The sequence below is a fragment of the Longimicrobium sp. genome (assembly GCF_048594345.1).
GTDB lineage: Bacteria > Gemmatimonadota > Gemmatimonadetes > Longimicrobiales > Longimicrobiaceae > Longimicrobium.
In genome coordinates this window covers 19,637-37,832 of sequence record NZ_JBMDXM010000063.1, presented here as the reverse complement: position 1 = coordinate 37,832, position 18,196 = coordinate 19,637, and the positions used below count along the sequence as shown (strand labels likewise).

Here is an 18,196-nt window from a genome sequence, read left to right as displayed (position 1 = left end):
TCGCGCGGGGTGCGGCGCTCGCGCCGCGGCGCCGGCGTCTCGCCGCGGCGGCCGCCGGCGTCCGCGTGGGGCGCGGTGCGGCCGGGAAGGGTGGCGCCGTAGCGCTCGACGTAGCCGCCGACCGCGATCTTCTTTGCGGTGGCCACGCTGCTCATCGCGCGCACCTTGCCGATCACCGGGCGCTCCTGCCACGCGTGGTCGTACCGTCCCATCACCCAGGTAATGCCGCTGGTGGAGTTGGGGTTGCGCCCGTCCAGCGCCCAGCGGTTGTTCAGGTGCAGCATGTGCGCGAGCGCCTCTTCCGGCGTTTCGGTCCACTCCAGGAACTTCTTGCCCCACAGCATCCGCAGGTAGTTGTGGATGCGGCCGTCCGTGCGCAGCTGGCCCTGCGTGGCGTTCCACAGCGCGTCGTAGGTGGCGCCGGCCTCCAGCTCGTCGCGGCTGAAAAGCTCCGCGCGGCGGTCGCGCCGGTGCTTGTCCAGCGTGGCGCGCGCCCACTCGGGGAGCGAGGCGTACGTGTCGTGATCCGGCATCCAGTGCGCGGTGTTGTACGACAGCTCGCGCCAGGTCACGATCTCGTCCAGAAACGCCTCCGCGTCGCGGCTCATCCCCCACCACCCCTCACGCTTGCCGGTAGGGCGCGGGGCGAGGCGCGCGGATGTCCACCCCTCGTGGTCCACGATGGCGGCAAACACCTCGTGCACGCTCAGAAATCCCCAGTGCAGGTAGGGGGAAAAGCCGCTGTTGGCGGCATCCTCCACCTGGTTCCGGTGCTCGGCGTAGCGATGCAGCTTGCCGTCGATGAACGCGCGCAGCACCCGCCGCGCCTTTTCCTGCCCGCCGCGAAAGTCCACCGGCGGCACCCCGTGGTCGATGGGGAGCGCCGCAAGCGCCCGCGCCGCCTCGCCCGCATCGTCCCCGACCAGCGCCTCCGCGGGCGACGGCCAGCGCGTGCGGATGCCGTCCAGCCAGCGGGCGGCTTCTCCCTCCAGGGCGGGCAGCCCCCGCGCGCGAAGAAGGGGATTGGCGGCGGGTGCGTGGGCCAGCGCGTCGGGAAGCTGGCGCTGCAGCAGCCGGCGAAAGTGCGGGGCGGCCGTCCACGCTTTTTCCCCCTCGCGCAGGGGGAGAAGCCCGTTTCCGTCCACCGCCTCCAGGCGAACGTGCGCGCGCTGCAGCTTGCGCCCCGCGCCCTGCAGCATGTGCGGCAGAAAGAACTCGGGAAACTCGTCCGTCACCACCACGCACGCACGCTCCGCCAGCGCCAGCAGCAGCCCGCGGCCGTCGCCGGAACGCGGCTCCACGTAGCGCACGTGCTCCACGCCCGCGGCTCGGTAGGCGCGGGCGTTGTCGCGCATTCCGTCCAGCGCAAAGCGGTGCAGCCGGTCGCTGGCCCAGGGATAGCCGGCTCGCAGCGCCTCCAGCACCACCAGCGGCCGGCCCCATTCGCGCGCAAGTTTGATCGCGTGCTCCAGCGCCCAGTTGTAGCGCGTGCGCCGCTGCATCACCTGCCAGTACAGGATGATGCCGCGCGACGGATCGGCCCTGGCGGTGTTGAGCGGGGTTAGCCGGGCAGGGGGAATTAAGGATGCGGACACGGGGGATGCGCGGAAGCAGGTTTCAGCCGTGGCTCCGCCACCGGAAGAGCACCTCACGTGCCGCCACGTGTCCCCGCCGCGATCATGCGGCGGATGCCCCCAGCGGACGCCGGCCGCGCGATCGCGCCGGCGACGAGATGGCCGCCCGGCGCGGGCCCACGCGCCAGGCGACGTTTTGCGGCATAATGCGTGCAGGGTTTCGCGCCGATCAACTCTGCCCACTCGTGATCCCCGTCGAACCCATCATCGTCCAAGCGGGGCGCTCGTGCTCGCCACGCGCGGAGTGCTGACGCCGGGAGAGCGGCGATCTGGCGCCGGCGCTGGTGATTCAGGACTGGCCGGCGGATTGCCCCCAAAGACTGGCCGCCGGTGTTTTCCGGCCGGCGGCCCGCACCGAACTGAACCACGAGCACGATGATCTACCTGTTCCTCCTGAGCGCCGCGGTCGCGGGCGCATGGGTGCTGCGTCACTACATGACTCCGTCCTGTCCCCGCTGCAGGCACCGCAACTGGAACCGCAAGCTGTGCGCGCCCCTGCTGTTCTGCCGGACCTGTGCTACACGCATCGACCAGCACGGCCGCACGTACAACTGATCCGCGGACCCATCCCGGCCTGATCGGCAAGAGGGCGCCCCCCACCGGGGCGTCCTCGCTCGTATCCACCGTAACCACGGCCGAATCCGTAGCGGGTGTCATCCAGCCATCCACACGCGTTGGCTTCCTGACGGAAGGCGTCGCGCGTATCCTAACGGGCGGGTTCAGCAGCGGCCTCTGAGGCACGTCCTCTCCCCCTCCCGCCAGAGCGGCGTGAGTATCCGAATCCTGGAAGGAGCTGCCCATGTCGCAAGCCACTGATCCGAACGCCGCCGTCCGCACCGAGCGGGTGCTTTCAGCCGATCCGCGAACGGTATTCGCCGCGTTCGAGCAGCCGGACAAGCTCGCCCGGTGGTGGGGGCCCAGCGGCTTCACCAACACGTTCGAGCACTTCGAGTTCAAGCCCGGCGGCCGGTGGGTGTTCGTGATGCACGGCCCCAACAGCGCCAGCTACCCCAACGAGAGCGTCTTCCGAGAGATCGAGCCGCACACCCGGATCGTCATCGAGCACGTCGTCAAGCCGTGGTACCGGCTGACGGTGACGCTGGCCGAGCGCGGAGGCGAAACCCACCTGGCCTGGGTGCAGGAGTTCGAGAGTGCGGAGATGGCCGCGAAGATGCGCCGCATCAGCGAACCCGCCAACGAGCAGAACCTCGACCGGCTCCAGTCGCTGCTCGCCAGCGAAGGTGCCTGAAACCGAATCCGCAAACAAGGAAGGGTACAGGGGAACGGAGAACAGCCAGAGGAACAGAGACGCACATATTCTCTGTTCCTCTGGCTGTTCTCTGTTCCTCTGTACCTACCATCTTTTCGTCAGAGGCCCGTCACAAAATCAGTGGGACCGCGCGGTTTCCAGGTCCCCGCCGGCGTCCGCGGTGGCCAGGGCGTCGCGCTCCCCCGCCGGCTCGCGCAGCAGCTGGTAAAGGATGATCGCGCCGAACGTGGCCGTGCCGATGCCGGGGAGCGTAAATCCGCCGATCTTGAGCGCCAGGTCACCCGCGCCCACGGTCAGCGCGACCGCGGCCGTCACCAGGTTGCGGCTGTTGGAGAAATCCACCCGGTTCTGCACCCAGATGCGCCCGCCCGTGGCCGCGATCAGACCGAACAGCACCACCGACAGCCCGCCCAGCACCGGCCCCGGGATCGTCCCCACCAGCGCGCCGAACTTGGGCGACATCCCCATCACGATCGCCGCCACACCCGCCACCACAAAGATGAGCGTGGAGTAGATGCGCGTTACCGCCATCACCCCGATGTTCTCGGCGTAGGTCGTGACCCCCGTGCCGCCGCCGGACGCGGCCACCATGCACGCCAGCCCGTCGCCCACGAACGCGCGGCCCAGGTAGCGGTCCAGCGACTGCCCCGTCATGGCGCCCACCGCCTTGACGTGCCCCAGGTTCTCCGCCACCAGCACCAGCGCCGCCGGCGCAAACAGCAGCGCCACGTCCCAGCGGAACACGGGCGTGGAAAAGTTGGGAAAGCCGATCCACGCCGCCTCGCGCAGCGGGGCAAAGTTGATGGCGGGCCCCATCCCCATCCCGTTGGCCAGCACCAGGTACAGCAGGTAGCCCATGACGCCGCCCAGCAGAATGGGCACGCGGCGCAGCAGTCCGGGCGCGTACACGGCTACGGCGCACGTCGCCAGCACCGTCGCCAGCCCGATGGCCGTGGCAAAGCCGCTGCCGCTGATGGACTTGACCGCCACCGGCGCCAGGTTCAGCCCGATCACCGCCACCACCGTGCCGGTGACCACCGGGGGCATCAGCCGTTCGATCCACCGGTACCCCGTCCCCATGACGATGAACCCGATGAGCGCGTACAGCGCCCCCGCCGCGATAATGCCGCCCAGCGCCACGCCGATGTTGGGGTTGGGCCCGCTGCCGGCGTACGCCGTGGCGGTCAGGGTGATGGGCAGAAAGGCAAAGCTGCTCCCCAGGTAGCTGGGCACCCGTCCGCCCACCACCACGAAAAAGATCAGCGTCCCGATCCCCGAAAAGAACACGGAGGTGTTGGGGTCGAAGCCCATCAGGATGGGCACCAGAACCGTGGCGCCGAACATGGCGAACACGTGCTGCAGCCCCACCACCAGCGTCTGCCCCCACGGCAGACGCTCCTCGGGGCCGATCACGCCGGCGGCAACGGGGGTCCAGCGGGGGAAAAAGCGTTCGCGTGCGGGCGAGGGCATGGATGGGCGATGGGGAGGGTGTGGACGTGCTGCGGGCGGGGAAGCAACAAGGAAGCACCCTGGATGCTGCCCGCGCAAGAGCGTGGATGATGCCGATTGCGATCCGATCCGGTGATCTCCCGGTTGCGGACGCGTCGGCGCATTGAATGCCGCACACAGTCGGGCCTCCGAGTCCACGAAGGTGGCACAAAGGTGGACTTTGTGCAGCAGGCGGACGGCACGTTATCGGTTCGGATTCTCGATCGGCATTCTCCCAGAGCCCAGGATTCCGGCGCGACGCCTGAGCATCGCTCGAACGAAAAATCTCACGCGGAGGCGCGGAGGAACGGATGAGCCGCGGAGAAATCCGGTGCATCCTTCGCGGCTCTGCGTTTCCCACTGCGCGTCTCCTCGTGAGATTTCTTTGCTTCCGTGCACAGCGAATCCTGACATCCGGTATCGGGCGATCGTCTCGCCGCCGGCTCCGCTCAACCCTTTGCTTCCACGTAGCGGCCAAAGTTGTCCAGGATCGCCTGCCAGCCCTGACGCTGCATTTCGGGCGGGTTGTCCGTCTCCGCGTCGAACGTTTCCCGGACCAGGACCCCGCCGGAGGATTCGACGAACTCGACGGTAACCTCGCGGCCGTCGCTCATCCGGTACTCGATCACCTGCCCCGGCACCACGCGAGTGTAGGTGCCTCCGAAGTCGAAGCCCGCGCTGCCGTCCCTTGCCTCCATCCGCGACACGAACGTCCCGCCTTCGCGAAGGTCGACCTCGCTACGGGTGGTGTGCCAGCTCTCGTGCGCCGAGTTCCACTGCTTGATGTCTTCCGGGGCGTTCCAGGCATCCCACACCTTGCCCGGCGCGGCGTTGACGTTGGTCTCTACGGTGATCTTCATGAGTGTCTCCGATTGAACGTTTCGTGGTGGCTTACCCATGCATCGAACGAGCAGGGGCAAGATCGACATCGGTTCGATCGCTGGGCGTATGGGCACGGTCGCGGCGCGCGCAGCGACGCCGGGCCGGGCCGGTACAGCCCGGCGGCCCGCTCGCCGAACCCGCAAGCGCATCAGCATACGAGACGCTTGCGTTCCACGCACCCATCCTTTATATACAACCACATGGTTGCATATTGCTTCCTCAGTGACGCGGAGATCGACCGCGTCTTCCACGCACTGGCCGACGCCACGCGGCGGGACATCGTCGCGCGGGTGCTGGCCGGGGAGCAGGCGTCGATCTCCGCGCTGGCGGCCCGCTACGAGATGTCGTTCGCGGCGGTGCAGAAGCACGTCGCCGTGCTGGAGGAAGCCGGACTGGTAACCAAGCAGGCGCAGGGCCGCGAGCGAATCGTCCGCGGCAACCCGGAGCGGATCGCGGGCGCGCGTGAGCTGCTCACTCAGCTGGAGGCGCTGTGGAAGGCCCGATTCAGCCAGATCGACACCCTTTTCTCGGACACCCGTTCCCAGGAGTAAGCCATGCCCATCAGCTCCGTATCCTCCGATCAGAACGCGCTCACCCTCACCGTCGTCGGCGACTATCCCGTGCCGGTGGAGCGCCTGTGGCAGGCGTACGCCGACCCGCGGCAGCTGGAGCGGTTCTGGGGCCCGGAGACGTACCCCGCCACCTTCACCCGCCACGACATGGCGCCCGGCGGCCGCTCCGAGTACTACATGACCGGCCCGGACGGCAGCAAGTCGCGCGGCTGGTGGCGCTTTGTCTCGGTGGATCCGGGACGGGGGATGGAGGTGGAGGACGGCTTCGCGAACGACGACGGCACGCCCAACGAGGCCATGCCGTCCATGCGGATGGTCTTCACCTTCGAGGGCACCGGCACCGGCTCGCGGATGACCAGCGTGACCCACTTTCCCAGCGTGGAGGCCATGCGGCAGCTGGTGGAGATGGGGATGGAAGAGGGGCTGCGCTCCGCCCTGGGACAGCTGGACGGTGTGCTGGCCGAACCCGCCCCCGCCGCGGCGCAGTCCGCCGGCTGATTCGGAATCGGGACACAACGCCGCGGACTCCCGAGCGAGGGGTGCTCCGGTGTTGCTGACCCTCCGCCCCGATCAGTCATCCTGAGGGAGGCGCCGCGCCGTATCTTGCTCGTACGATGGGCTTTGGCGCCGACCGAAGGACCTTGCCAGCAGAACCGAGGGGCTGGATTTCCGGCGTGGACCATGCCCCTCGGTGATCGGAGAGAAGGTCCTTCGGTCGCGCGCCTGTCATGGTGCGAACTTCTGGGTGCACATGGTGCGCTCCCTCAGGATGACGGGCTCGTGGTTTTGATCGGGGAAGTCTGGATGGGTATGATCCGGCGCGGCATGCGAAAGGGCCGAGCCCCCGGGGCAGGGTTCGGCCCTTTGCACATCAGCCCTCCGCCGCGCCGTTGAAGATTACGGCGCCGCGGCGCGGATCGCGGCGTCCAGATCGGCCCAGAGGTCTTCGGCGTCCTCGATCCCTACGCTCAGGCGCAGCAGCGACGGGGGCAGATGGGTCTGGCCCGGGATCGCCGCCCTTCGCTCCATCGTGGACTCCACCGCTCCCACACTGGTCGCGTGGCGGATGAGCCCGACGTTGCGGCAGACCGCATCCGCGAACTCCGCCCCGCCATGCAGATCGAAGGAGATGATGCTCCCGAATCCCTTCAGCACGCGCCGCGCGGTCGCATGCGTCGGATGAGAGAGCAGGCCGGGATACCGGACGCGGGCCACCAGTGGGTGCGCCTCCAGCCGCTCCGCCAGCGACTGGGCCGTCTGCTGGGCCCGCTGCAGGCGAATCGCCAGCGTTCGGGCGCCGCGGACGGCAAGCCAGGCTTCCAGCGTGCCGGGCGTGGCGCCGTTCAGCTCGCGCGACGTGCGCAGCCCGTGCCCCAGCGCATCGTCCCGCGTCGTGGCGACGCCGGCCAGCAGGTCGGAGTGACCGCCGATGAACTTGGTCGCCGATTGCAGCGACACCGTGGCGCCAAACTCCAGCGGCTGCTGGTTCAACGGCGTGGCGAAGGTGTTGTCCACCGCGACGATCGCTCCGGGCTTGCGTGGCGCCGCGCAGACCGCCTCCAGGTCCGCCACCGTCAGCAGCGGGTTGGAGGGCGATTCCAGCCAGATGAGGTCCGCGGTCCCGCAGGCGCGAACCCAGCCGTCCGTATCGTCCAGCGGCAGGCGCTGCACCGACCAGCGCCCCCGCTCCGCCCCGGCGGCGGCCAGGCCCGCGACGCCCTGGTAGCAGTCGTCCGGCAGCACCACCACGGCACCGGCCGAGAGCTGGTCGAACACCGCGGCGATGGCGGCCATGCCCGACGCGAACGCCACCGCCCTGCCGCCCTCCAGCCCGCCCACGACGTCTTCAAGCGCTTCCCAGGTGGGCGTGCCATCATCCCGCGAGTAGCTGCGCCCGCTGTCGATGATGAAGTTAGATGCGGGAACCAGCGGCACGTTGAGTGGAGCGCCGGGTTCGGACGCGCGGCCCGCCGAAACGAGCCACGATTCCGGCTTGATTGCGGATGGGTGCTTCTCCATTCTGTCCTCCACACCAGGCGAAGCGGCGCAAAGCAAAATGCCCCACGCCATGACTCGCCCGTGAGCCTGGTGCGGGGCCGTCCCCACGTGCGTACAAGAGAGGCGGGGTCGTCCCCGCTCTGGGTGTGAGGCCGTAAACCTATACGGAGGGGGACGTTGAGGTCAACTCCACCCTCGGAAAGGATCATCCCGATGTCAAAGGTTGTCGCGATCATGTCCATGTCGCTGGACGGCTACGTCGCCGATCCCAACGATGGCGTGGACGAAGTGTTCGACTGGTACTTTCACTCGGGGGACGTCGAGTTCCACACCGGCGGCTCGGACCCCATGACCTTCAAGGTGTCCGAGCCCAGTGCCGAACACCTTCGCGGCCTCTGGTCCGAGTTCGGTGCCATGCTCACCGGCCGGCGCACCTTCGACGCCGCACAGGGCTGGGGCGGAAACCACGCGTGGGGACCCGCATTCGTCCTGACCCACCACGTCCCTGACGGCTGGCCGCGGCCCGGCTCGACGGTGCACTTTGTGACCGACGGCATCGAGAGCGCCGTGAACCAGGCCAAGGCCGCCGCCGCGGGCAGGTCCGTCGGCGTCCACGGCGCCGACACCATCCAGCAGCTGCTGAACGCCGACCTGCTCGACGAAATCCACGTTGACGTCGCGGCCGTGCTCCTTGGCTCCGGAGTCCGGCTCTTCGACCACCTCGCCGCCACGCCAGCCGTCCTCGGCGACCCGACGGTGACGCCGGGCGTCGGCGTTACCCACCTGCGCTACCCGGTACGCAGGGCGTAGTCCTCTCTACCTTTTTCTCACCTTGGAGGTGTTGCTAAACCTCACCAGCTCACCTCAAGCCAGTCATCCTGAGGGAGCGCCACCAATAACTTGAACTCACGCAGTCGTTTGCGCGCGACCGAAGGACCTTCTTTCCGCCCGCGGGGGGCAGGCATCCGGGCATGAATCCAGCCACTCGGCTCTGCCGGCAAGGTCCTTCGGTCGGCGCCAAGCTATTCTGTGATAGCAAGATACAGCGCGGCGCCTCCCTCAGGATGACGGATCGCGTGGGAGGTGTAGCGACTGATGGGGAGGTGTAGCGACACCCTCAGGATGACTGATCGCGTGGGAGTGTAGCGACACCCGCTCATGGCGCTTGACCCGCGCGGCGGCCGGACCGGGTGAGCCCGGCGGCCGCCGCGGATCCCCCGCTACCGCCGCAGGTACTGGTCCACGTTGGTCGCCAGCACGTCAAGGGGCACGTTGCCGCCCAGCACCACGGTGTCGTTGAACGCCTTGAGGTCGAACGCGGCGCCCAGCGCGGCCTGCGCCCGCTCGCGCTGCCGGTTGATCTCGCTGTGGCCCACCTTGTAGCCGCACGCCTGCCCCGGCCACGAGCAGTAGCGATCCACCTCGCTGGCCACCTCCAGCGGATTCGACCCGTTCACCTCCACAAAGAACCGCACGCCCTGCTCGCGCGTCCACCCCTTGGCGTGCAGGCCGGTATCCACCACCAGCCGGCACGCCCGGAACGCGATGGACTGCAGGTAGCCCAGCCGGCCGACGGGATCCTGCTCGTACGCACCCAGCTCATCGGCCAGCTGCTCGGCGTAGAGCGCCCATCCCTCGGAGTACGCGTTGAACGACAGCATCTGGCGCACCAGCGGCATGTCGTGCGTGTACTCGCCCTGCCAGATGTGGCCGGGGATCGCCTCGTGAAAAGCCAGGTCCGCCAGGCTGTACCGGCTGTGCAGGTCCGTGGTGCGCAGGTTGATCCAGAAGCGGCCGGGGATCTTGCCGTCCACCGACCCGGCGCCGCCGTACGCCGCCGGCGCGCCCGGCTCCTCTTCGGGCGGCAGGCGCTTTACCTCCATGTTGGGATCGACGAGCGTGTTGAATGCCCGCGGCATCTGCGCGCGGATCCACGCCAGCCGGTCGTCGATGAACCGCAGGATCTCGGCGCGCCCCGCGTCGCCCTCGGCAAACTGGTAGCGTTGGTCGTTCGCCAGCCCGTTCATCCGCTCGCCCACGCTGCCCTGCGTGTAGCCGATCTCCTTGAGGATGGCATCCATGCGCCCGTGCAGCCGCGCCAGCTCGTTCCGGCCCAGCTCGTGTACCTCGTCCGGCGACAGGGTGGTGGTGGTGGATGCCTTGAGCGCCCAGCGGTAGAACTCCTCGCCGTGCGGCCGCGCGGAGATGCCCGCGTCGTTCGTCGCCACCGCGCGCTGCGCCTCCAGCTCCTGGATCTGGCGGTCCAGCGCCGGCGCGATCTCCTGCGCCGCGATCCGCCGCGCGCGCCCGGCCCAGTCGCCCGGGACATTCCGCGACCGCCGCTCCAGCGACTCCACCAGCATCCCCCCCGCCCGTGCACCCTGCGCCGATTGGCGAATCTGCGGCAGCGCCTTGTCGATCAGGAACGCCGGCGGCACCATGCCCATGCCGCGCGCGGCCCGTATGCGCTCCAGCTCGCCGTCCAGCTGCCGCGCGTACGACTGCAGCCGCGCCAGGTACGCCTCGGCGTCGGCGGCGTTCTCCACGCGGTGGTCGCTGTCCAGAAAGCGGGGGATGTCCAGGTACGCGCCCACGTTCTGGATGACGACGTACGGCGTGTTGCGCCAGCCGCCGACGGTGATGTCGCCGTACGGCAGCGCGAAGCCTTCCAGCGCCGTCGTATAGGCGCTGCGGACCACCTCCACGCTCGTCCGCACGGCGTGCGAAAGGCGGCTGGCGTCGACCTGCGCGAGCGCGCCGAGGTCCGCGCGCAGCTGCTCCGCGATCCGCCGCTGCCCCGCCGCCGAGCGATCCACGAGCCGGGACCGCAGCTCGGCCCGGGCGCCCACGTCCAGGCCCAGCGAGGTCGCCAGCTCGGGCGAAAGGTTCAGCAGGTCGTTGCCGATGCGGTCAAGGAGCATGATGGCGTCGCGGTCGGCGTCGGTTGGCGCGGATGAGGGCGACGTGCGGGCGGCGCCGCAGGCGGAAACCAGCGGCAGCGCGGCGATGGATGCAAGCGCGGCCAGCATCTCCCTGCGCGTAAGGAGTCCGTGGGCGGTCGGGTCGTTCGGCATCATCGAGGGCTTGGTGTGAGGCATGGTGGGGCCCGGGCCTCAAGGATAGGGTGCCGCACGGCATCCGACAACGCAGGCGGGCGCAACGGACCGTGCCGGCGGATCGTCGGATCAACGGGAAGAGCCGAGCCCCGGACGGGGTTCGGCCCATCTGGTTCTACCGTCGGAAGGAGAATGGTTGGACACGCGCCGTCATCCCGATCGGACCGACCGTGCGTCATCACGGGCTGTACTGCGGCAAGCGAGCGGGCGATGGCGCGCTGAACCACGAGGCCCCTGCCCGGGATCGGGGACAGGGGCCGTGCTCGTCCGGTGCGAGGCCGATCAGGGCGCGCGGAGGTACTGCTCCGGGAGCGGATTGTCGGGGCGCTCCGCCTCCCAGTAGACGGAGACCACCCACCAGCGCGTCCCGTCGTTCAGCAGCTGAATGCTGTTGATGCCGCGGATCACCGTGGGCTCCGTCTCCATCCGCCCCTCGTAGGTGCTGAAGACGTGGGCGATGTGGCCGTACTGCTCCACCCGGCGCGCAATCTCACGCTCGCTGAACCCCGCCCGTTCCACCATCGGTCCGGAGGTCGCGATGTAGTCGTTCACCTCCATGACGCGCATTGCCACCGAGCCGTCCGGACGAACAGCGGTCGGCATCAGCCGCCCGCCCGGGATGTAGAGCGAGCGCATGCGGTTCCAGTCGCGGGCCTGTCCCGCGGGCCCGGAGATCACGTCGTACAGCGCGGCGATGATGGCGTCGATGGACGCCACGTCCTCAGGCTTCGCCGGGGGCACGGTGATGCTCACCGGGTGCGGAACGGGCGCGGCCTGGGCCACGGCCTCGCCCGCAGAAAGGACCAGGACGGATAGCGGCAGCAGCAGGAGCGAGCGGCGCACGGGCAGATCGGGGTTGCAGGGTGGACCGGGAACTTCAGCCGCCCCGGCGCAGGCCGGGGCGGGATGCGACAGCCTGTCCATCAGCCGGCGTACGCCGCCGCGTGCTTGCGACGGTGAGCGTCCGTCAGCACTGAACGGCGTAGTCTGAGCAGCCGTTGCAGGTTGCGTCGGGGTTGCAGCTGCCGGCCGGATCGCAGGTGAACACGCCGTTGGTGCCGCAGAAGCACGATGCGGCACACGAATCGAGGCACGTTCCGCCACACGAAAGACACAACGTGGCACCAGACGGACACGTTCCGGGGCACGTTCCGCCAACCCGGGTGAGGTGTGCCATCACCGTGCCGCGCTCATGGGACGCAGGTGTGGCCCAGAACGTCTCCACCGCCAGCTCATCCAGCCGCAGTTTGCGCTTCTTCATACCGCACCTCATCCGTGAAAGTGTAGATGACCATCGGTCTGGACGCGACGCAACGCGACGACAGGCAACTGGCACCATCCCGTCCTGCCCGCCGTCCCGTTGACGAGGTCGCCCTTATTCAGAAAGTAGCGTTTTTTGATAGGGATAACAAGTGAAGCCGCAGATGCCATCGGAAGCAGGCACCGGAGGCGATGATCCCAGCCATGACGACCCGGCGGTGCTGGATGACCATCACCGCCGTGCCGCAACGTATACCATTTCCCGGATTTCGATGTGCAGTGACGGGAACGATTTTCACGCGGAGGCGCGGAGAAAACAGAAGAGGCGCGGAGAGGGAACGCCCAAAATGCCTCCGCGCCTCATCAGTTCCTCCGCGCCTCCGCGTGATGCTTTTCCGTCGTTCCTCTGATTGCACAACGAACTGCGAGAAATGGTGTTACCAGGTGTGTCCCGATCCGCGTCTTCACCGAGTACGTTCAGCACTCGCCGCCTGAAGGTCCGGCCTGCACGCAGCTACGGGGTCCGCAGAATCTTCCCCATCGCTTTGCCCTTCGCCAGCTCGTCGATCAGCTTGTCGAGATAGCGGATTTCCCGCATGGTCGGTTCCTCGATGTCTTCCACCCGGACGCCGCAGACCACGCCTTTGATCAGAGCCCGCGCGGGGTTCATCCCCGGAGCGTCCGCGAAGAAGGTTTGGAAGTCCGTGCGATTACCCAGGTGCGCTTCCAGCGCCTCCTGGGTGTACCCGGTCAGCCAGCGGAAGATTTCATCGACCTCCGCTTTCGTACGTCCTTTCTTCTCCGCCTTTGTGATGTAATGCGGATAGACGCTCGCGACACTCGTCGTAAAGATCCGGTGTTTGGCCATCACGCGCCCACGTTGTGAGTGAATCTTTCCAGCACTCTCGCGACATTCATCCGCCCATTCAGCGGGCTGCAACCGCCTCCGCACCGCCGCCCACGTACGCCGCCAGGTGCATGCCGGTCAGCGTCGACTTCGCCGCCGCCAGGTCCGCGGGGGTGCCTTCGAAAACGATGCGGCCGCCGTCGTGGCCGGCGCCGGGGCCCAGGTCGATAATCCAGTCGGCGTGCGCCATCACCGCCGGGTGGTGCTCGATGACGATCACCGACTTGCCGGCCTCCACCAGCCGGTCCAGCAGCCCCAGCAGGTTCTCGACGTCCGCCAGGTGCAGGCCGCTGGTGGGCTCGTCCAGCACGTAGATCCCGCCCTTCTCGCCCATGTGCGTGGCCAGCTTGAGCCGCTGCCGCTCGCCGCCGGAGAGCGTGGTGAGCGGCTGGCCCAGCGAAAGGTAGCCGAGCCCCACGTCCGCCAGCCGGGAGAGGATCGCGTGCGCCGCCGGGACCTTCGCCGCGCCGTCGCCAAAGAACTCCGCCGCCTCCGTCACCGGCATCGCCAGCACCTGGCTGATGTCCCTGCCGCCCAGCGTGTACTCCAGCACCGACGCCTGGAACCGCTTCCCCTCGCAGTCCTCGCAGACCGTGGAAACGCCGGCCATCATCCCCAGGTCGGTGTAGATGACGCCCGCGCCGTTGCAGGTGGGACACGTGCCCTCGGAGTTGGGGCTGAACAGCGCCGGCTTTACCCCGTTGGCCTTGGCGAACGCCTTGCGGATCGGCTCCAGCAGGTCCGTGTACGTGGCCGGGTTGCTGCGCCGCGAGCCGCGGATTGGGGACTGGTCCACCGCCACCACGCCGTCGCGCCCCGCCACCGAGCCGTGGATGAGCGAACTCTTTCCCGATCCCGCCACCCCGGTCAGCACCACCAGCACGCCCAGCGGGATGTCGACGTCCACGTCCTGCAGGTTGTGGCTGCCGGCGCCGCGCACCTGCAGCGCGCCGGACGCTTTGCGCACCGACGGCTTGAGCGACGCCCGGTCGTCCAGGTGCCGGCCGGTGATGGTGCCGCTGGTCCGCAGCCCCTCGACACTCCCCTCGTAGCAGACGGTGCCGCCGCCCGTGCCGGCGCCGGGGCCCAGGTCGACGACATGGTCGGCGATGGCGATGGTCTGCGGCTTGTGCTCCACCACCAGCACCGTGTTTCCCTTGTCCCGCAGCCGCAGCAGCAGGTCGTTCATCCGCTGGATGTCGTGCGGGTGCAGGCCGATCGTGGGCTCGTCGAAGACGTACGTCACGTCCGTGAGCGACGAGCCCAGGTGGCGGATCATCTTGGTCCGCTGCGACTCGCCGCCCGACAGCGTGCCCGTGGGCCGGTCGAGCGAAAGGTAGCCCAGGCCGATCTCCGCGAACGAGTCCAGCAGGTGCTGCAGCCCGGCCAGCAGCGGCGCCACCGACGGCTCGCGCAGGCCGCGCACCCATTCGGCCAGGTCGCTGATCTGCATGGCGCAGGCGTCGGCGATGTTCTTTCCGTTGATCTTCGACGACCGCGCCTCCTGGCTAAGCCGGGTGCCGCCGCATTCGGGGCAGGTGGTGAACGTCACCGCCCGCTCCACGAACGCGCGGATGTGCGGCTGCATCGACTCCACGTCCTTGGACAGGTACGACTTCTGGATCTGCGGGATCAGTCCCAGGTACGTCAGGTTGATTCCGTCGATCTTGATCTTCGTCGCTTCCTTGTGCAGCAGGTCGTGCAGTTCCTTCTTGCCGAACTCCCGGATCGGCTTGTCGGGATCGAAGAAGCCGCAGCCGCGGAAGATGCGGCCGTACCACCCTTCCATGCTGTAGCCGGGGATCGTCAGCGCGCCCTCGTTGAGCGACTTTGCGTCATCGTACAGCGCGGACAGGTCGATGTCGTTGATCGAGCCCATCCCTTCGCAGCGGGGACACATCCCGCCCAGCCGGTTGAAGGTCACCTTCTCGGGCTTGTTCTTGCCGGCGCCACGCTCCACCGTGATTGCGCCCGTGGCCCGCACCGACGGGACGTTGAAGGAAAACGCGTTGGGCGGGCCGATGTGGGGCTGCCCCAAACGGCTGAACAGGATGCGGAGCATGGCGTTCGCGTCGGTCGCCGTGCCTACGGTGGAGCGCGGGTTGGCGCCCATCCGCTCCTGGTCCACGATGATCGCCGTCGTCAGCCCGTCCAGCAGATCGACCTCCGGCCGCGCCAGGGTAGTCATGAAGCCCTGCACAAAGGCGCTGTACGTCTCGTTGATCATCCGCTGCGATTCCGCGGCGATCGTCCCGAACACCAGCGAGCTCTTTCCCGAGCCGGAAACCCCGGTGAACACCGTCAGCCGGCGCTTCGGGATCTCGACGCTCACGTTCTTGAGGTTGTTCTCACGCGCGCCGTGCACGCGAATCAGGTCGTGGGTGTCCGCGGGGTGAAGGCTGGAGGCCATGTTCGCGATCGGGTCTGCACGGGTTGATGAAGATCCCCGCGGGCGTTTGGCCCGCGGGGGCGGTCAGCATCGGGAGCGGACGGCCCGCCGCTCAAACAGGCGACGTTTGGGCGTGTATCCGATCGACATGCCGGGCCGATCTCGGATTCCGCCGCCGGCCCTGGACAGGCGAAGGCCCTGCACCGGCTTGCGATACAGGGCCTCCGAGCCGTCCTCGGCAGGCGGTGCGGAGATGCGGGTCGGGATCGATCCCGGCCCTCCCCCGACCCACGACGCCTCCCGCGAGTTGCCGTCAGGCTTCCGCGCGGCAGGTGCGGTCGAACGAGGCGCAGGTGTGGTACGTGCCGGGGCAGCTCAGCGGGTACCCGATCGTGCACGGCGCCAGCGCCTCGTGCGCGCGAACGGTGCCGCCGGGGATCGCCTCGCCGGCGCCGGTGGTGTACGATTGCACGGTAAGCGCGTCCAGGTGCAGCGTGAGCTTGCGGGTCATCGGCTCCTCCAAGGTGAATGGCAGACGTGGAACGGTTTCCGCCAGCATAACCGCAGAATCCCGTCCCCCGCAACCCGCATCCACCCGTTTGGCGTCCTGCCGAATCCGCCGGCAGCTGTCCGGGCCACCAGATCAGTCGGGCGTCGGAAAGAGCAGCTCGTTGCCGTCCGGGTCGTCCACCTGCAGCGCGTCGTAGCCCCACCACGTTTCGCGGGTGGGAACGGCGCGTCCCGCGAGCTCCCGGCGAAGGTCCGCGAGCCCTTCCGCTGTCAGCTCGATGAACAGGCGCCCTTTGTCGCTGCGCGTGGCGTCCTCACAGAGGATGATCTCGCACTCTCCGTGATTGACCTGGCAGACGGTTCCTGCACCATCGGCTTCATGCCAGCCCTTCTCGAAGCCGAGCATGTCGACGTAAAACCGGGCCGCGCGGTTCACGTCGGCGACAAAGAAGACCGGGCGCGCATACCACCGGTGAGCCGTCTGGCCTGGCCCGTTCTCCGCCATACGATCCCCTTGATCCGCGTTCCGCCGCTGGACCGCGCCGCCGGGCCCGGTCCAGCGGCGTTCGATCCGCCTCTACGCCTGTTCGATGCGGACGAGGTTGCCGGCGGGATCGCGCACGGCGGCGTCGCGGGCGCCCCAGAAGCGGTTGGCGGGCTCTTCCAGCACCTCCACGCCGGGCGCGGTGGCGATCCGGGCGAAGGTCCCGTCCAGATCGTCCGAGCGCAGAAAGACCGAGCCCAGCTCACCCTTGGCCAGCAGCGCGGCGATGGCGTCGCCGTCCTCCTGCGAGCGCCCGGCGTGCGGCTGCGACAGCACGATCTTGATCTCGGGCTGGTTGGCGGGGACCAGGGTGATCCAGCGAAAGCCGCCGTGGGCGACGTCGTCGCGCACCGTCAGACCCAGGATGTCGCGGTAAAAGCCGAGGGCGGCGTCAGGGTCGTCGACGAGGACGTGCACGGTACTGAGTGAGACGGACATGGCACCTCGCTTGTAGGCGGTGGAGTGAATCGGTCACGACGTGAACCTACGCGGGTGCCGCGGCGATTGCTTCTCCAAAACTGCTCTCTTTCGCGGGCTCCGGATCCCGGCGCTTGCGCGGCCGGGTCAGCACCATGGTCTGGCAGGTGGGCATCACACGCAGCTCGTCGTGGTCGCGGGCGCGGTACATGGAGGGCGTCTCGCCGACGAGCTCAGTGAACCTGGCGGAGAAGGAGCCCAGGCTGGTGCAGCCGACCGCGAAGCAGACTTCCGTCACGCTGCGGTCGCCGTTGCGCAGCAGCGCCTTTGCCCGCTCGATGCGCCGGGTCATCAGGTAGGAGTACGGCGTCTCGGAGTACACCGCGCGAAAGCGGCGGCTGAAGTGCGCCGGCGACATCAGCGCCGTGCGGGCGAGCGCCGGCACGTCGAGCGGCTGCGAGTACTCGCGGTCCATCCGGTCGCGGGCCCGGCGCAGCCGCCGCAGCTCGTCCAGGTCGATGCTCATCTGTCCACGGTGTGCTTCAGCGCGGTACCCGGGCAGGAAATCAAACGCCTTTCGGCCGGGATTCGGTCTGGAGGGAAGACTACGGAAAGCGCATAGGCGAGTCAAGCAACGTCCGGGAGGATCCACCGCGTTGAGATGCGCCGCCACTACTCTACGACACGGGTGTTGGCCGGGGATGACCGATCATCGCGGTCCAGAGATTCGCCGCCACATGAAAAGGCGCTGCAACGTTCGCGTTGCAGCGCCCTTCTCCGCGCACGGCCAGCCGCTGAACTCAGCAGGGGATCACCATGATCTCGCCCTGGAAGATGATGCAGCTGCCGGCGCACGTGTTGTAGGGGTACTCGTCGCCGCCCGAGGGGCAGTAGCAGCTAGCGGCGATGCCACTGCACTCGCTGCAGTCGCTGCCGTACTGGTGGGCGCGCACGGTGCCGCTGTCCGCCTTGTCGCCGTCGGTGGTCTTGAACGTCTCGACGCGGATGTCTTCCAGCGCCAGGCGGAGCTTCCGGGAGTTCTGCATGGGTGTCCTTTCGGTGAAGGATGCGGGAGCGCAGCGAGATAGGCCTCACGGCGTTCATCTGGAGCGAGACACCCTGAAAGACGCGCTTATAGACCGAAAATACAAGACTCTCATCGGAATCCGTGCCGGAGAAAGATGGAAAGATGCACAGGTTTCGGCACCC

Annotated in this window: 18 protein-coding genes; 5 read left to right on the top strand and 13 right to left on the bottom strand. The window is 68.3% G+C overall.

Annotated elements, in window-relative coordinates:
- Positions 1-1,595 (bottom strand): hypothetical protein (locus ACOJUJ_RS07455; RefSeq protein ID WP_420126229.1); only part of this gene is annotated, 1,595 nt, incomplete at its 3' end.
- 414 nt (positions 1,596-2,009) lie between these two features.
- Between ACOJUJ_RS07455 and ACOJUJ_RS07450 the strand changes: the two genes are divergently transcribed.
- Together ACOJUJ_RS07450 and ACOJUJ_RS07445 are read left to right on the top strand one after the other, a co-directional pair.
- On the top strand, positions 2,010-2,189 hold the full coding sequence (locus ACOJUJ_RS07450; protein WP_420126228.1) for a hypothetical protein: 180 nt from the start codon (positions 2,010-2,012) through the stop codon (positions 2,187-2,189).
- 244 nt (positions 2,190-2,433) lie between these two features.
- Entirely contained in the window at positions 2,434-2,883 is a 450-nt protein-coding gene (locus ACOJUJ_RS07445; protein ID WP_420126227.1) for an SRPBCC domain-containing protein, read from the top strand.
- A 138-nt stretch (positions 2,884-3,021) separates the two neighbouring features.
- Here ACOJUJ_RS07445 and ACOJUJ_RS07440 read toward each other — a convergent pair whose 3' ends face one another.
- Both ACOJUJ_RS07440 and ACOJUJ_RS07435 read right to left on the bottom strand, forming a co-directional pair.
- Positions 3,022-4,374 (bottom strand): solute carrier family 23 protein, encoded by a 1,353-nt coding sequence (locus ACOJUJ_RS07440; protein ID WP_420126226.1) that lies wholly within the window; start codon positions 4,372-4,374, stop codon positions 3,022-3,024.
- 467 nt (positions 4,375-4,841) lie between these two features.
- Positions 4,842-5,252, bottom strand: coding sequence for an SRPBCC family protein (locus tag ACOJUJ_RS07435; RefSeq protein WP_420126225.1), 411 nt, complete (start codon positions 5,250-5,252; stop codon positions 4,842-4,844).
- Positions 5,253-5,474: 222 nt separating this feature from the next.
- On the opposite strand from ACOJUJ_RS07435, the gene ACOJUJ_RS07430 reads away from it, so the two are divergent.
- On the top strand, positions 5,475-5,825 hold the full coding sequence (locus ACOJUJ_RS07430) for an ArsR/SmtB family transcription factor (RefSeq protein WP_420126224.1): 351 nt from the start codon (positions 5,475-5,477) through the stop codon (positions 5,823-5,825).
- A gap of 3 nt (positions 5,826-5,828) precedes the next feature.
- Positions 5,829-6,344, top strand: coding sequence for an SRPBCC family protein (locus tag ACOJUJ_RS07425; protein WP_420126223.1), 516 nt, complete (start codon positions 5,829-5,831; stop codon positions 6,342-6,344).
- Between the two features lie 399 nt (positions 6,345-6,743).
- On the opposite strand, the gene ACOJUJ_RS07420 is transcribed toward ACOJUJ_RS07425, so the two are convergent.
- A complete protein-coding gene (locus ACOJUJ_RS07420; protein ID WP_420126222.1) occupies positions 6,744-7,865 on the bottom strand; it encodes a trans-sulfuration enzyme family protein in 1,122 nt (373 codons plus the stop codon).
- 192 nt (positions 7,866-8,057) lie between these two features.
- Here ACOJUJ_RS07420 and ACOJUJ_RS07415 point away from each other — a divergent pair, with 192 nt between their 5' ends.
- Positions 8,058-8,654, top strand: a complete 597-nt coding sequence (locus ACOJUJ_RS07415) for a dihydrofolate reductase family protein (protein ID WP_420126221.1) — start codon at positions 8,058-8,060, stop codon at positions 8,652-8,654.
- A gap of 410 nt (positions 8,655-9,064) precedes the next feature.
- On the opposite strand, the gene ACOJUJ_RS07410 is transcribed toward ACOJUJ_RS07415, so the two are convergent.
- The 9 genes from ACOJUJ_RS07410 to ACOJUJ_RS07370 all read right to left on the bottom strand — a co-directional run bounded on the left by ACOJUJ_RS07410 (position 9,065) and on the right by ACOJUJ_RS07370 (position 18,033).
- A complete protein-coding gene (locus ACOJUJ_RS07410) occupies positions 9,065-10,918 on the bottom strand; it encodes a DUF885 domain-containing protein (RefSeq protein ID WP_420126220.1) in 1,854 nt (617 codons plus the stop codon).
- A gap of 324 nt (positions 10,919-11,242) precedes the next feature.
- A complete protein-coding gene (locus tag ACOJUJ_RS07405) occupies positions 11,243-11,803 on the bottom strand; it encodes a hypothetical protein (protein ID WP_420126219.1) in 561 nt (186 codons plus the stop codon).
- Between the two features lie 931 nt (positions 11,804-12,734).
- Positions 12,735-13,088, bottom strand: coding sequence for a DUF2200 domain-containing protein (locus ACOJUJ_RS07400; protein ID WP_420126218.1), 354 nt, complete (start codon positions 13,086-13,088; stop codon positions 12,735-12,737).
- Between the two features lie 58 nt (positions 13,089-13,146).
- Positions 13,147-15,537: an ATP-binding cassette domain-containing protein gene (locus ACOJUJ_RS07395; protein ID WP_420126217.1), complete on the bottom strand. Its 2,391-nt coding sequence runs from the start codon at positions 15,535-15,537 to the stop codon at positions 13,147-13,149.
- Between the two features lie 292 nt (positions 15,538-15,829).
- Positions 15,830-16,027, bottom strand: coding sequence for a hypothetical protein (locus ACOJUJ_RS07390; RefSeq protein ID WP_420126216.1), 198 nt, complete (start codon positions 16,025-16,027; stop codon positions 15,830-15,832).
- 132 nt (positions 16,028-16,159) lie between these two features.
- Positions 16,160-16,531 (bottom strand): glyoxalase superfamily protein, encoded by a 372-nt coding sequence (locus ACOJUJ_RS07385; RefSeq protein ID WP_420126215.1) that lies wholly within the window; start codon positions 16,529-16,531, stop codon positions 16,160-16,162.
- 72 nt (positions 16,532-16,603) lie between these two features.
- On the bottom strand, positions 16,604-17,008 hold the full coding sequence (locus tag ACOJUJ_RS07380; RefSeq protein ID WP_420126214.1) for a VOC family protein: 405 nt from the start codon (positions 17,006-17,008) through the stop codon (positions 16,604-16,606).
- Between the two features lie 46 nt (positions 17,009-17,054).
- On the bottom strand, positions 17,055-17,513 hold the full coding sequence (locus ACOJUJ_RS07375; protein WP_420126213.1) for a helix-turn-helix transcriptional regulator: 459 nt from the start codon (positions 17,511-17,513) through the stop codon (positions 17,055-17,057).
- A 274-nt stretch (positions 17,514-17,787) separates the two neighbouring features.
- Positions 17,788-18,033 carry a hypothetical protein gene (locus ACOJUJ_RS07370; protein ID WP_420126212.1) on the bottom strand — a complete coding sequence of 82 codons (246 nt, stop codon included), beginning with the start codon at positions 18,031-18,033 and terminating at the stop codon, positions 17,788-17,790.
- Between the last annotated feature and the right edge of the window lie 163 nt (positions 18,034-18,196).